At 42.8% G+C, this 13205-nt stretch carries 15 protein-coding genes and 1 riboswitch; of the genes, 9 read left to right on the top strand and 6 right to left on the bottom strand.

What is annotated here, in order from left to right; all coding sequences use genetic code 11:
• The first annotated feature begins 5 nt into the window (after window positions 1-5).
• The 3 genes from tapA to tasA all read left to right on the top strand — a co-directional run bounded on the left by tapA (window position 6) and on the right by tasA (window position 2172).
• Window positions 6-767, top strand: coding sequence for an amyloid fiber anchoring/assembly protein TapA (gene tapA, locus MKY50_RS12595; RefSeq protein ID WP_181217179.1), 762 nt, complete (start codon window positions 6-8; stop codon window positions 765-767).
• Window positions 751-1323: a signal peptidase I SipW gene (sipW, locus tag MKY50_RS12590; RefSeq protein WP_003230181.1), complete on the top strand. Its 573-nt coding sequence runs from the start codon at window positions 751-753 to the stop codon at window positions 1321-1323. The genes tapA and sipW overlap by 17 nt, the downstream gene beginning before the upstream one ends.
• 63 nt (window positions 1324-1386) lie before the next feature.
• Window positions 1387-2172, top strand: a complete 786-nt coding sequence (gene tasA / locus MKY50_RS12585; RefSeq protein WP_014664586.1) for a biofilm matrix protein TasA — start codon at window positions 1387-1389, stop codon at window positions 2170-2172.
• Between the two features lie 92 nt (window positions 2173-2264).
• Here tasA and sinR read toward each other — a convergent pair whose 3' ends face one another.
• The 4 genes from sinR to MKY50_RS12565 all read right to left on the bottom strand — a co-directional run bounded on the left by sinR (window position 2265) and on the right by MKY50_RS12565 (window position 5478).
• Window positions 2265-2600: a transcriptional regulator SinR gene (gene sinR, locus MKY50_RS12580; protein ID WP_003226345.1), complete on the bottom strand. Its 336-nt coding sequence runs from the start codon at window positions 2598-2600 to the stop codon at window positions 2265-2267.
• 33 nt (window positions 2601-2633) lie between these two features.
• Window positions 2634-2807: an anti-repressor SinI gene (gene sinI, locus MKY50_RS12575; protein WP_003230187.1), complete on the bottom strand. Its 174-nt coding sequence runs from the start codon at window positions 2805-2807 to the stop codon at window positions 2634-2636.
• Between the two features lie 182 nt (window positions 2808-2989).
• A complete protein-coding gene (locus MKY50_RS12570) occupies window positions 2990-3784 on the bottom strand; it encodes a YqhG family protein (protein ID WP_003230200.1) in 795 nt (264 codons plus the stop codon).
• A 20-nt stretch (window positions 3785-3804) separates the two neighbouring features.
• Window positions 3805-5478, bottom strand: a complete 1674-nt coding sequence (locus MKY50_RS12565; protein ID WP_043857813.1) for a DEAD/DEAH box helicase — start codon at window positions 5476-5478, stop codon at window positions 3805-3807.
• 168 nt (window positions 5479-5646) lie between these two features.
• Window positions 5647-5748: riboswitch (glycine riboswitch) on the top strand.
• 170 nt (window positions 5749-5918) lie between these two features.
• Between MKY50_RS12565 and gcvT the strand changes: the two genes are divergently transcribed.
• The 3 genes from gcvT to gcvPB are packed head-to-tail and all read left to right on the top strand — an operon-like array spanning window position 5919 to window position 9842.
• The gene (gene gcvT, locus MKY50_RS12560; protein ID WP_341116768.1) at window positions 5919-7007 is read left to right on the top strand and encodes a glycine cleavage system aminomethyltransferase GcvT; all 1089 of its coding nucleotides are present in this window, start codon (window positions 5919-5921) and stop codon (window positions 7005-7007) included.
• Between the two features lie 29 nt (window positions 7008-7036).
• On the top strand, window positions 7037-8383 hold the full coding sequence (gene gcvPA / locus MKY50_RS12555; RefSeq protein ID WP_029317920.1) for an aminomethyl-transferring glycine dehydrogenase subunit GcvPA: 1347 nt from the start codon (window positions 7037-7039) through the stop codon (window positions 8381-8383).
• Window positions 8376-9842 (top strand): aminomethyl-transferring glycine dehydrogenase subunit GcvPB, encoded by a 1467-nt coding sequence (gene gcvPB / locus MKY50_RS12550; protein WP_341116766.1) that lies wholly within the window; start codon window positions 8376-8378, stop codon window positions 9840-9842. Before gcvPA ends, gcvPB begins: the two co-directional genes overlap by 8 nt.
• 34 nt (window positions 9843-9876) lie before the next feature.
• Here gcvPB and MKY50_RS12545 read toward each other — a convergent pair whose 3' ends face one another.
• Complete coding sequence (locus MKY50_RS12545) at window positions 9877-10257, bottom strand: rhodanese-like domain-containing protein (RefSeq protein WP_004398485.1); 381 nt, start codon at window positions 10255-10257, stop codon at window positions 9877-9879.
• 190 nt (window positions 10258-10447) lie between these two features.
• On the opposite strand from MKY50_RS12545, the gene lipM reads away from it, so the two are divergent.
• The 3 genes from lipM (at window position 10448) to MKY50_RS12530 (ending at window position 12813) form a co-directional block, all read left to right on the top strand.
• A complete protein-coding gene (lipM, locus tag MKY50_RS12540) occupies window positions 10448-11284 on the top strand; it encodes an octanoyltransferase LipM (RefSeq protein ID WP_341116764.1) in 837 nt (278 codons plus the stop codon).
• 99 nt (window positions 11285-11383) lie between these two features.
• Window positions 11384-11812 (top strand): transcriptional regulator MntR, encoded by a 429-nt coding sequence (gene mntR / locus MKY50_RS12535; RefSeq protein WP_003236923.1) that lies wholly within the window; start codon window positions 11384-11386, stop codon window positions 11810-11812.
• Between the two features lie 125 nt (window positions 11813-11937).
• Window positions 11938-12813, top strand: a complete 876-nt coding sequence (locus MKY50_RS12530; protein ID WP_041850011.1) for a patatin-like phospholipase family protein — start codon at window positions 11938-11940, stop codon at window positions 12811-12813.
• Here the strand turns inward: MKY50_RS12530 and MKY50_RS12525 are convergent.
• Window positions 12810-13205, bottom strand: a complete 396-nt coding sequence (locus MKY50_RS12525; RefSeq protein ID WP_003226367.1) for an SA1362 family protein — start codon at window positions 13203-13205, stop codon at window positions 12810-12812. The two genes, MKY50_RS12530 and MKY50_RS12525, sit on opposite strands and share 4 nt — an antisense overlap.

Here is a 13205-nt window from a genome sequence, read left to right as displayed (position 1 = left end):
AAGATATGTTTCGATTGTTTCACAATCAGCAAAAGGCGAAGACGAAACTGAAAGTTCTGCTTATCTTTCAGCTTTCAGTCATTTTCAGTCTGACTGCCGCACTATGCTTACAATTTTCCGATGATACAAGCGCTGCTTTTCATGATATTGAAACATTTGATGTCTCACTTCAAACGTGTAAAGACTTTCAGCATACAGATAAAAACTGCCATTATGATAAACGCTGGGATCAAAGTGATTTGCACATATCAGATCAAACGGATACGAAAGGCACTGTATGCTCACCTTTCGCCTTATTTGCTGTGCTCGAAAATACAGGTGAGAAACTTAAGAAATCAAAGTGGAAGTGGGAGCTTCATAAGCTTGAAAATGCCCGCAAACCGTTAAAGGATGGGAACGTGATCGAAAAAGGATTTGTCTCCAATCAAATCGGCGATTCACTTTATAAAATTGAGACCAAGAAAAAAATGAAACCCGGCATTTATGCATTTAAAGTATATAAACCGGCAGGCTACCCGGCAAACGGCAGTACATTTGAGTGGTCGGAGCCTATGACGCTTGCAAAATGCGATGAAAAACCGACTGTCCCTAAAAAAGAAACAAAGTCGGACGTCAAAAAGGAGAATGAAACAACACAAAAGGATATACAGGAAAAAACAATGAAAGAAGAAACATCTCAAGAAGCTGTAACCAAAGAAAATGAAACTCAATCAGACCAGAAGGAAAGCGGGGAAGAGGATGAAAAAAGCAATGAAGCTGATCAGTAATATTTTATACGTGATCATCTTTACTCTTATTATTGTGCTGACACTTGTCGTGATTTCAACACGTTCATCCGGGGGAGAGCCGGCTGTGTTTGGGTATACATTGAAATCAGTTCTGTCAGGTTCGATGGAGCCGGAGTTCAATACAGGTTCCTTAATATTGGTCAAAGAAATCGCTGATGTGAAAGAGCTTCAAAAAGGTGACGTTATTACATTTATGCAGGATGCAAATACGGCGGTCACCCACAGAATTGTTGACATAACAAAGCAAGGAGACCATTTGTTATTTAAAACAAAAGGTGATAATAATGCAGCAGCTGATTCAGCGCCTGTATCGGACGAAAATGTTCGCGCACAATACACAGGTTTTCAGCTTCCATATGCAGGCTATATGCTTCATTTTGCCAGCCAGCCGATTGGAACGGCTGTATTATTGATTGTTCCCGGCGTGATGCTGTTAGTGTACGCTTTTGTGACGATCAGCAGCGCCATTAGAGAAATTGAAAGAAAGACAAAAGCCTTGGAAACAGATACAAAGGACAGCACCATGTCTACTTAACTTCAGTTGTAAACCTGGCAACAGGTTTCGATATAAAATCATTCAATAAAAGGGGAGTTTACCATGGGTATGAAAAAGAAATTGAGTTTAGGAGTTGCTTCTGCAGCACTAGGATTAGCTTTAGTTGGAGGAGGAACATGGGCAGCATTTAACGACATTAAATCAAAGGATGCTACTTTTGCATCAGGTACGCTTGATTTATCTGCTAAAGAGAATTCAGCGAGTGTGAACTTATCAAATCTAAAGCCGGGAGATAAGTTGACAAAGGATTTCCAATTTGAAAATAACGGATCACTTGCGATCAAAGAAGTTTTAATGGCGCTTAATTATGGAGATTTTAAAGCAAACGGCGGCAGCAATACATCTCCAGAAGATTTCCTCAGCCAGTTTGAAGTGACATTGTTGACAGTTGGAAAAGAGGGCGGCAATGGTTACCCGAAAAACATTATTTTAGATGATGCGAACCTTAAAGACTTGTATTTGATGTCTGCTAAAAATGATGCAGCGGCTGCTGAAAAAATCAAAAAACAAATAGACCCTAAATTCTTACATGCAAGCGGTAAAGTCAATGTAGCAACAATTGACGGTAAAACCGCTCCTGAATATGATGGTGTTCCAAAAACACCAACTGACTTCGATCAGGTTCAAATGGAAATCCAATTCAAAGATGATAAAACAAAAGATGAAAACGGGCTTATGGTTCAAAATAAATATCAAGGCAACTCCATTAAGCTTCAATTCTCGTTCGAAGCTACACAGTGGAACGGCTTGACAATCAAAAAGGACCATACTGATAAAGACGGTTATGTGAAAGAAAATGAAAAAGCGCACAGCGAGGATAAAAATTAATAACAGCCATAAAAAGAGACGGCCCAGTATTCATATACTGGGCCGTCTCAATGGTTATTGACAAAAGAGGAGTTAGTGCCTCTGCTCAGGCACTACTCCTCTTTTTGGGATTTTCTCCATTTTTGATAATCTAAAAATTCACGAAATTGTTTTTTCGATACCCCGGATGTCATCGCATCGCGAACCAATTTCTCCCATTCACTATCTAATTGACCATCGTATTCGGTTTCATGTTTCTCATCGAGCAAAGTATGAACCGAGACGTCCAGAACAGCGGAGACTTTTTCGAGAAATTGAATGGAGGGGTTCGTTTGTAGATTTCGTTCTATTGAGCTTAAATAAGACTTCGCTACCCCAGCTTTTTCAGCTAGTTCCGATAGTGAGTAGCCTTTTTCTTTACGGTATTGTTTAATACGCTGGCCAATCAATGTCATCACCTTCCTTGTGATATTATAGCACATTCAGAAAGGATTTACGGTATGACTTCTGGCTGCCGGACCAGGATGAGCAGACTTTTTGTTTAAAAGTAAATATTTTCGTATTTCTTCCGGGCTGATATTTGCCTCTTTGGCTTCCACCATTAATTCAACCCATTCTTGATCCAATTCAAAGTGCTCTTGTTTTGCATTCTTCATGCAGTTTCTCCTCCTAAAATACTTGTTTATGTATTTCAGCCAGTCCGGCCATGACTTATTGTATGCTTCATTAGTCTCTGGAAGTCATTTGCCATTAAATCACCGGAATTTTTTTCCAATATACCTTTATTATAATCGTATTTTCTCAAAAAAAACGAGAATGATGTCGAATGGTAAAAAAGTTAGCTTGAAATATTATTTTGCAGATAAAACAATCCGCCATTTTCAATTTCAACTGATATCTTTGGTTGATACAAGGTTTTCAGCGCCTGTTTTTCTAGATGGTATTCTTCTGGTTTTTCTTCTATATGCTCGTAAAACTTATCAAGCAATGTCATATCATTCTTCCACCTGTTAACCGCCTGTTCCGCCCAGTCGGACGGCTCCTGCATAGCGGATTTGGAAATATAGTTTTCCATACGCTTAAGTCCGCTTTCTGGTTTGATCATAGGTGAAATGGTGAAGCAATAGTCACATATTTGAGACGTCAGTGAAAACTGGGTCAGCTTGCTTTGAAAATCTTCAATTATCGTTCCAGAGACTAGGTGAAGACCTAGTGACAATAACTTATCCTTTTTCATGTCGGACTGGTATGAAATCGTGACATTTATACCAAGCCAAGGCTGAAGTGGGACTTTGGCTCCGGCTGATTCAATTTTCTCATACATTCTGGTAAATCTCCCATTTTGTTTAACAGCTTTAAATATTTGAAAAAGACGCGGGGCCCCAAAATATATAAATTCACCATCTAGGTCTTTTGGTGCATTTTCTTTATCTGTAATAAAAGTGATTTTCATTGGATTCGGATCACCGCCTGTCTTCTCGCGCCAATGCCAGTAGAAAGGGCGGTTCATGATTTGTTTGTCCATTTCAACTGTAAGCTGCACTGTCATATAGCCTAAGCCTTGATCGACGATTTGGCAGCTGTTTGCTTGAAAAAAACGCAGCAGAAAATCGTGAACCTCTTGCTGTCTCACTAGTAAAACCTCCTTACAGGCTAAGATCCTCTTTTTTCAGCAGGCTGCTGTTTTTTATAAGACAAAAATGAGGTTAAGTTATCCATTTTTATTTTCATTTCTTCTTCTGTTGCTGAGTGATACAAAATGTCATGAAGGTGCTCTTCAAAATTGTTCACTTGAATTTTCGTTAAAATATCATCAAGTTCACCGACCACTTTTTCAAACAAATGAATTTTTTCATATAAAAGCTTTAGAATATGCTCTTCCACCGTATGTTTTGTCGCCATGTTATAAATATGCACGTCACGCTCCTGCCCGAGTCTGTGAATTCTTCCGATTCTTTGCTCAAGTCGCATCGGATTCCATGGCAGGTCATAGTTGATCATGTGATTGCAAAATTGCAGGTTAATCCCCTCACCGCCTGCTTCAGTTGCAATAAGGACTTGGATTTTTCCGCGGAAAAGATCCTTCATCCAGTCTTTTTTTCCACGTTTAAATCCGCCTCTAAACGGCACAGAACTGATGCCGTTTTGCTGAAGAAACCACTGCAAATAAATCTGGGTTGCACGGTATTCTGTAAAAATGATGACCTTATCGTCGATCTTTTTGATCAAGTCAACAACTTGAAGCGCTTTAGAGTTTTGTGTCACTTGATTGATGCGATCTATCAAAACTGAAATCGTATCCTCATCAATGGCAGGTGCTTGTTTCTCTTTTTGATCAAGCATCTTTTTCAGCGTCATATATACCGCTTCTCTGCTCGAACAGCATTCTCTTTGCAAGGTCATAATCGAGAACATGCTGGCTGGTTTATTGATACTGTCCTTCAAACGAGAAATTTCATCATAAAGCGCCTGCTCTGATGGAGAAAATTGAATCGGCACTGTTTCAACATGGCGCTGTTTCCAATTCAGCCCTGTATCATGCCGCCTGTTACGGATCATGACTTTATTCACAAGATCTTTTAAATGTTCATGCGCTTCTAAACTGGATTTCTTCTTGGCGAACTCCTCCTGAAAGTGATTCTGACTGCCTAAATGGCCGGGTTTTAATAAGGACACCAAATTGAAAATCTCTTCGATACGGTTCTGGATTGGCGTCGCGGTAAGAAGCAGGCAATATTTTTTTACGAGATTCCGGACAAATTCATAGTTCTTCGTTTTGCTATTTTTCAGTTTGTGTGCCTCATCAATAATGACAAGATCATATGGGATAGACAGAACGATTTCTCGATGGGGCGAGCGCTTCGCGGTGTCTATTGATGAGACGACAATATCGCATTGCTCCCACACATAGCTTTTCTTTTGTTCAACAGCCGGAATCAAAAATTTTTCCTGAAGCTCTTTGACCCACTGTGACACAAGGGAAGCGGGCACAAGGATCAAAATTTTTTTTGCTAACCCGCGAATCATATATTCTTTTAGAATCAGTCCAGCTTCAACCGTTTTTCCGAGACCAACCTCATCTGCTAAAATCGCTTTCCCGTTCATTTTTTCAACCACTTTTTGCGCCACTTCAAGCTGGTGGGGGAGCGGCGTAAAGGAAGGCAGATATAAAGGAGCCCGTAAGCCTTCAAACTCTGGAATTGCTAATGTTTTCTGGATTTCTGCAGAGAGCTTGTACAGTTCCCAGTTTGCCCAAGGGCCATCGTTTTTCAGTCTTTCAGCAAATTCTTCAGGCCATTTTGCATCGTAGATCATTTCTGTATTCATTGCTTTGAAACCGCCTTTCTTATTCTTCGATTCTTAAGATGAATAATATAAGAAAAATCTGCCCAAATTGCTGTTGCCCAGCATATAGTGATGATGGTAGGATATGAGTATGTATTTGATGTAAGATATTGCTATAGTATGTCCATAACAGCATGAAAATATGAGCGAATGACAGCAAGGGGAGAGACCTGACCGAAAACCTCGGGATACAGGCGCCGAAGGAGCAAACTGCGGAGTGAATCTCTCAGGCAAAAGAACTCTTGCTCGACGCAACTCTGGAGAGTGTTTGTGCGGATGCGCAAACCACCAAAGGGGACGTCTTTGCGTATGCAAAGTAAACTTTCAGGTGCCAGGACAGAGAACCTTCATTTTACATGAGGTGTTTCTCTGTCCTTTTTTGTATGTTTTTAGCTGCGCCGTTGATAAAGGGGAGGAATTAGATGCTGAACAGAACGCCGTTATTTGACCTGTATAAGGAATATGGAGGAAAAACGATTGATTTCGGAGGCTGGGAGCTTCCTGTTCAATTTTCTTCTATAAAAAAAGAACACGAGGCTGTCCGAACTGCAGCCGGTTTGTTTGATGTATCTCATATGGGAGAAGTCGAAGTGTCAGGGAACGACAGTCTGTCTTTTTTGCAAAAATTGATGACAAATGATGTTTCCGCGTTAACGCCAGGCCGTGCTCAATATACAGCGATGTGTTACCCGGATGGCGGAACCGTCGATGATTTGCTTATCTATCAAAAAGGAGAGAACCGCTATCTGCTTGTCATTAATGCTTCTAATATAGATAAAGACTTGGCTTGGATGAAAGAACATGCAGCAGGTGATGTGCAGATTGACAATCAGTCAGATCAAATCGCGCTCTTGGCTGTACAGGGACCGAAAGCAGAAGCGGTCGTAAAAAATCTGACAGATGCAGATGTGTCTGCATTAAAGCCGTTTGCGTTTATTGATGAAGCCGATATCAGCGGCCGCAAAGCACTTATTTCACGCACTGGCTATACGGGAGAAGACGGGTATGAAATTTACTGCCGCAGTGATGATGCTATGCATATTTGGAAAAAAATCATCGATGCAGGGGATGCATATGGACTGATTCCATGCGGTCTCGGTGCACGTGATACACTCCGGTTTGAAGCGAAGCTCCCGCTCTACGGTCAGGAGCTGACCCGGGATATTACACCGATTGAAGCAGGTATAGGCTTTGCTGTAAAGCACAAAAAGAAGTCTGACTTTTTTGGTAAGTCAGTATTGAGTGAACAAAAAGAAAACGGAGCGAAGCGCAAACTTGTCGGTCTCGAAATGATTGAAAAAGGGATACCGCGGCACGGATATGAGGTTTTTCAAAATGGCAGGTCTGTCGGAAAGGTGACAACCGGCACGCAGTCACCGACATTAGGGAAAAACGTCGGCCTTGCCTTAATTGATTCGGAAACGAGTGAGATCGGGACTGTTGTAGATGTAGAGATTCGCAAAAAATTAGTGAAAGCAAAGGTTGTCAAAACACCATTTTATAAACGCTAATATTTTTTCTTGGAGAGAGGAGACAACACATGAAGCACCGTTATTTGCCCGCAACAGAAAAGGATAAACAGGAGATGCTTGCTACTATCGGCGTAAGCAGCATCGATGATTTATTTGCTGATATACCGGAAAACGTCAAATATAAAAAAGAGTATCAAATCAAAAAAGCGAAATCAGAGACAGAATTAACAAGAGAACTGACAAAGCTGGCCTCTAAAAATCGTGATACCGTACAATACGCTTCTTTCTTAGGAGCGGGTGTATATGACCACTATCAGCCTGTCATTGTGGATCATGTCATTTCGCGCTCTGAGTTTTATACCGCATATACGCCTTATCAGCCAGAGATTTCACAAGGAGAGCTCCAGGCTATTTTTGAATTCCAAACGATGATCTGTGAACTGACAGGCATGGATATCGCCAACTCCTCGATGTATGACGGCGGAACAGCCTTGGCAGAAGCAGCAATGCTTGCTTCAGGCCACACGAAAAAGAAAAAAATTGTTGTGTCAAAAACCGTGCATCCTGAATCGCGAGAGGTGCTGAAAACTTACGCAAAAGGTCAGTATATTGATGTTGTTGAAGTACCCGCTGCGGATGGCGTTACGGATCTTGATGCATTGCGCCAAACCGTTTGCGAGAACACAGCCGCAGTGATCGTTCAGTACCCGAATTTTTTCGGCCGGATCGAGCCGCTAAAGGATATTGAACCTATCGCTCATCAAGGGAAATCCATGTTTATTGTTTCAGCCAACCCGCTGGCGCTAGGTCTTCTCACTCCGCCGGGCAAGTTTCAGTCTGATATCGTCGTCGGTGATGCGCAGCCTTTCGGCATTCCTTCAGCATACGGCGGCCCGCATTGCGGCTTTTTTGCCGTTACTAAAAAATTAATGAGAAAGGTGCCGGGCCGTCTGGTCGGACAAACGGAAGACGAAAACGGAAAAAGAGGCTTTGTGCTTACCCTGCAAGCCAGGGAGCAGCATATCCGCCGGGATAAAGCAACATCAAATATATGCTCCAACCAAGCTTTAAATGCGCTGGCAGCATCAGTAGCCATGACTGCTCTCGGAAAAAACGGCGTAAAAGATATAGCCCGCCAAAATCTCTTAAAAGCCAACTATGCAAAGCAAGAAGCAAAAAAAGCAGGCCTTACCGTTATGTTTGACGGGCCGATGTTTAATGAATTTGTCATCAAACTTGATGAGCCGGTGAGAGCTGTGAACAAGCGTTTGCTGGCAAAAGGCATGATTGGCGGATATGATCTTGGGTTGACGTATCCGGAGCTGGACTGCCATATGCTGATTGCTGTAACGGAGCTGAGAACAAAAGAAGAAATTGACGCACTCATTCAGGAATTGGGGGATCGCCATGAGTAATCAGGACCAGGCACTTATTTTTGAACTTTCAAGAGAAGGCCGAATCGGCTATAGTCTGCCGGAGCTCGATGTACCGGAAATCGAATTGGGGGACCTCTTGTCAGACACCTATATTCGTGACGAAGACGCAGCGCTGCCGGAGGTTTCAGAGCTGGACATCATGCGCCATTATACAGCGCTGTCCAAACGCAATCACGGGGTGGATTCCGGTTTTTATCCTCTCGGTTCTTGCACGATGAAATATAATCCGAAAATCAATGAAAAAATCGCGCGTATTCCTGGTTTTGCTGCGATTCATCCTCTTCAGGATGAAGACACGGTGCAAGGCGCATTAGAGCTTTTATATGATTTAAGCAAGCACCTTGAAGAAATAACGGGAATGGATGAGGTTACGCTTCAGCCTGCTGCCGGAGCGCACGGCGAATGGACAGGGCTGATGATGATCCGTGCCTATCATGAAGCTCGCGGGAATTTCAAGCGGACGAAGGTCATTGTCCCTGATTCCGCGCATGGGACGAATCCTGCATCAGCAACAGTAGCAGGCTTTGAAACCGTTACGGTGAAATCGAATGAAAAAGGGCTTGTTGATTTAGAAGATTTAAAAAGAGCAGTGAATGAAGAAACTGCAGCTCTTATGCTGACGAATCCGAACACGCTCGGCTTGTTTGAGGAGCAGATTACAGAGATGGCGGAAATTGTACACCAAGCGGGGGGGAAACTGTATTATGACGGCGCTAATTTAAATGCCGTTTTAAGCAAGGCGAGACCTGGAGATATGGGATTTGACGTGGTGCATCTCAACCTGCATAAAACATTCACAGGCCCTCATGGCGGCGGAGGCCCGGGCTCAGGCCCTGTCGGCGTAAAACAAGATCTGATTCCTTATTTGCCAAAGCCAGTTTTAGTCAAAAAAGAAGGGCGCTTTACGTTTGATTATGACCGCCCTCATGCGATCGGCCGTGTGAAGCCGTATTACGGCAACTTTGGCATTAATGTGAGAGCGTATACGTATATTCGCTCCATGGGGCCTGACGGATTAAAGGCTGTTACTGAGAACGCAGTGTTAAACGCCAATTATATGATGAGAAAACTCGCGCCTTATTACGATCTTCCGTTTGACCGCCATTGCAAGCATGAATTTGTATTATCAGGGAAGCGGCAGAAAAAGCTGGGAGTGCGTACGCTTGATATTGCAAAACGGCTGCTTGATTTCGGCTATCATCCGCCGACGATTTATTTCCCGCTTAATGTTGAAGAATGCATCATGATCGAGCCGACAGAGACCGAATCAAAGGAAACACTGGACGCGTTTATTGATGCTATGATTCAAATCGCAAAAGAAGCGGAGGAGAATCCGGAGCTTGTTCAGGAGGCCCCGCATACAACGATTGTAAAAAGAATGGATGAAACAAAAGCGGCGAGACACCCGGTGCTCAGATACGAGGCGGTAGAAAGATAAATAAAAACAGCTGTCTACCAGACAGCTGTTTGCTTTATTTCTTCGCTTTAATCTTTCCGCCCCATTTTTTAAAGCCGCCTTTTAGGTTGTAAATCTCAGTGCAGCCGTTTTTGCGCAGGGTTTGTGCCGCGCGTCCGCTGCGGACACTGTTTTGGCAGTACAGGTAAACAGGCTTGTCCGTACGGATCTCATTTTTTCTCTGTTTCAGCTGGGAAAGCGGGATGTTGCGGGCGCCTAAAATATGTCCGCCCTCAAACTCATTTGGCTCACGAACATCAATAAGCTGCGCTTTGCGGTAACCCGCGCGGAATTCTTCTTCGGTAAGTGTTTTCATAATTCGCTGCTGATAGACATATGAAGCAATCATATAGATGATAAACGCAGCAAAAATAATCAAAACGATCATATTAGACAATGTGATTCTACTCCTTTAGCATATAAAATCAAAACCCTGCTTCATAAAACAAGGTCATAGAGCCGTTTTCGACAAATACTATTATAGTAAAGCACAGCGTGATTGTCATCTATAATGGAACTAAAATATTTTTCATTTTCCCGACAGTTTGATAAACTGATTCTATTAAAACGGTAAGGAAGGTCTTAAAATGCAAAAAGAAACTTGGCGGTTTATAGACTCAGGCAATGCAAGTCCTGCATTCAATATGGCGCTTGATGAAGCGCTTTTATATTGGAACAGCGAAAAGAAAATCCCCCCGGTTATCCGTTTTTACGGCTGGAATCCGGCGACACTTTCTGTAGGGTATTTTCAAAATATTAAAAAGGAAATCAATTTTGAAGCAGTACATAAATATAATCTCGGATTCGTCAGACGCCCGACCGGCGGGAGAGGTGTGCTGCACGATCAGGAACTGACATACAGCGTAATTGTTTCGGAAGAGCACCCCGAGATGCCGGCGACTGTTACTGAGGCTTACCGGGTTATTTCAGAAGGCATACTTCAAGGCTTTAGAAATCTCGGTCTGGACGCTTACTTTGCCATCCCGAGAACTGAAAAAGAAAAAGAAAGCTTAAAAAATCCGCGGTCATCTGTTTGTTTTGACGCGCCTTCGTGGTATGAACTAGTGGTTGAGGGGCGCAAGGTGGCGGGAAGCGCGCAAACGAGACAAAAAGGCGTGATTCTTCAGCATGGCTCCATTCTTCTTGATTTAGATGAGGACAAGCTGTTCGATCTGTTCTTATATCCAAGTGAAAGAGTAAGAGAGCGGATGCAGCGCAATTTCAAAAATAAAGCGGTTGCCATTAATGAACTCACCGAAAAGCGGGTGACGATGGATGAGACTCGTAAAGCCTTTAAAGAAGGATTTGAAACAGGTCTTAACATTCATTTGGAGCCATATGAACTTTCTCAGGAAGAGCTTGATTTTGTTCATCACTTGGCTGAAACAAAGTACGCTTCAGATGAATGGAATTATAAGCGGTAAACAGGGCTTTTGACCCGCGGAGCATCCTTGTTTTTTCAAGTTCATTAGTGTAAACTTGTAATGGTTTATAAAGTTAAGGTGCTTTTTGGGAGGGTTTCGATGACAACACCAAGTATGGAAGATTATATTGAACAGATTTATATGCTGATTGAAGAAAAAGGATATGCACGAGTTTCCGATATCGCGGAAGCATTGGCAGTCCATCCCTCCTCTGTAACAAAAATGGTTCAAAAACTAGATAAAGACGAATATTTAATTTATGAAAAATATCGCGGTCTCGTGTTAACGTCTAAAGGGAAAAAAATAGGCAAACGGCTGGTATACAGACATGAATTGCTTGAGCAGTTTTTAAGAATCATTGGTGTTGATGAAGAGAAAATATATAACGATGTCGAAGGAATCGAACATCATTTAAGCTGGAACAGTATTGATCGCATCGGGGATCTTGTTCAATATTTTGAAGAAGATGATGCCCGTAAAAAAGATCTGAAATCAATCCAAAAGAAAACAGAACATCATAATCAGTAAAAAGGCGGTCTCGAAGGAGGCCGTCTTTTTTGATACGCTGACGCCACCCGTCATTAGTTGGTCTATTTCTGCGCGTGTTTTCTTAAAATGGTAATAAACGATCGGATGGAGGGGGAGGGAATGAGATGTATATTGACGGTGTGTTTTCCGGCGGAGGAGTAAAAGGCATTGCGCTTGCAGGCGCTTATGAAGCGCTTGAGGAAAAAGGCTTCCGCTTTAAAAGGGTTGCGGGTACAAGCGCGGGCGCCATTATTGCCGCTTTCATTGCGTCAGGTTACACCAGTAAGGAAATCCACGCTTTAATTGAAGAAGTGGACGGAGAGAAATTGCTGGATCAAAGGTACTCTTTTCTCCCCTTAAAAATGCTCCAGTGGGTGTCCATCTACTGGCGTCTTGGCTTATACAAAGGCGATACGATAGAAGAATGGATTGCTGATCTGTTAAGAGCGAAAGGAATAAGGGTTTTCGGCGATTTGCAGAAAGGGTCTCTGCGCCTTATTGCTTCTGATCTGACAAACGGCACCATGATTGTTTTGCCGGACGATTTGGCCCGTTACGGGTTAAATCCCGATATGTTCCCGGTTGCCAGAGCGGTCAGAATGAGCTGCAGCATTCCGTATTTTTTTGAACCGATAAAATTAAAAACGGACACAGGCACCGCCACGGTTGTCGACGGAGGTGTGTTAAGCAATTTCCCCATCTGGCTGTTTTCAAAGGAAAGAAAGCGCCCTGTGATCGGTGTGACGCTTGCGCCGCGTGAAAGAGAGCGTCCGAAAAAAAATATCCGCAACGCTTTTGAACTGTTCGGCGCCCTGTTTGAAACGATGAAGGATGCCCATGACGCAAGGCACATTGCATCACGCTATGAACAAAATATCATTTTTCTCCCGGTTGATGGCGTAATGGCAACTGATTTTCATTTAACACAACAAAAAAAACTAGCCCTGATTGAGCTAGGTAAAAGACGGACAGAGCTGTTTTTAAAGCAGTGGACCTATTAAAAAAGCGCTCTGTTTTTCTTTTTATTTTTTTTCCCTTCTATAACAGTCAGCTGAGTCTGGCTTTTTTTCTTGAGAATCATCGGCTTAGGCTTGCTGGCGCTCGGAACGCTTCGCAGGTGGCTGACACGTCCCTTATGTCCGGCGCGGTGTTTTGCTTTTTGTTCTTTCATCCGGCGCCGCGATTGTTTCGCCGCTTTTTTGAAGGCTGCTCCTTCACTGCCCGCATTTCGATTCATTACATATTTCACAATAAAATAAATAATGATACCTGCCACGATGACGGTTACCGCCATTTTTGCCATTTCTCCGGGATTGGTTACCAGCACATAGAGGAAACCGAACGCTCCCAGCGCAATTAATACAGCAATAATAGGTTGTACACGATGATTCAT

This window comes from Bacillus sp. FSL R7-0685 (genome assembly GCF_038002425.1).
Taxonomy (GTDB): domain Bacteria; phylum Bacillota; class Bacilli; order Bacillales; family Bacillaceae; genus Bacillus; species Bacillus subtilis.
Note: the sequence above shows the minus strand (reverse complement) of the source record. Positions and strands in the feature narration are given on the sequence as shown.

What these genes read in the sequence shown, in the direction of transcription:
- tasA (WP_014664586.1), top strand. Translation starts at nt 1,387, where the DNA reads ATGGGTATGAAAAAGAAATTGAGTTTAGGAGTTGCTTCTGCAGCACTA.
- gcvPA (WP_029317920.1), top strand. Translation starts at nt 7,037, where the DNA reads ATGAAGCACCGTTATTTGCCCGCAACAGAAAAGGATAAACAGGAGATG.
- MKY50_RS12565 (WP_043857813.1), bottom strand. Translation starts at nt 5,478, where the DNA reads ATGAATACAGAAATGATCTACGATGCAAAATGGCCTGAAGAATTTGCT.
- MKY50_RS12530 (WP_041850011.1), top strand. Translation starts at nt 11,938, where the DNA reads ATGTATATTGACGGTGTGTTTTCCGGCGGAGGAGTAAAAGGCATTGCG.
- gcvPB (WP_341116766.1), top strand. Translation starts at nt 8,376, where the DNA reads ATGAGTAATCAGGACCAGGCACTTATTTTTGAACTTTCAAGAGAAGGC.
- lipM (WP_341116764.1), top strand. Translation starts at nt 10,448, where the DNA reads ATGCAAAAAGAAACTTGGCGGTTTATAGACTCAGGCAATGCAAGTCCT.
- mntR (WP_003236923.1), top strand. Translation starts at nt 11,384, where the DNA reads ATGACAACACCAAGTATGGAAGATTATATTGAACAGATTTATATGCTG.
- gcvT (WP_341116768.1), top strand. Translation starts at nt 5,919, where the DNA reads ATGCTGAACAGAACGCCGTTATTTGACCTGTATAAGGAATATGGAGGA.
- tapA (WP_181217179.1), top strand. Translation starts at nt 6, where the DNA reads ATGTTTCGATTGTTTCACAATCAGCAAAAGGCGAAGACGAAACTGAAA.
- MKY50_RS12525 (WP_003226367.1), bottom strand. Translation starts at nt 13,205, where the DNA reads ATGAATCATCGTGTACAACCTATTATTGCTGTATTAATTGCGCTGGGA.
- sinI (WP_003230187.1), bottom strand. Translation starts at nt 2,807, where the DNA reads ATGAAGAATGCAAAACAAGAGCACTTTGAATTGGATCAAGAATGGGTT.
- sipW (WP_003230181.1), top strand. Translation starts at nt 751, where the DNA reads ATGAAGCTGATCAGTAATATTTTATACGTGATCATCTTTACTCTTATT.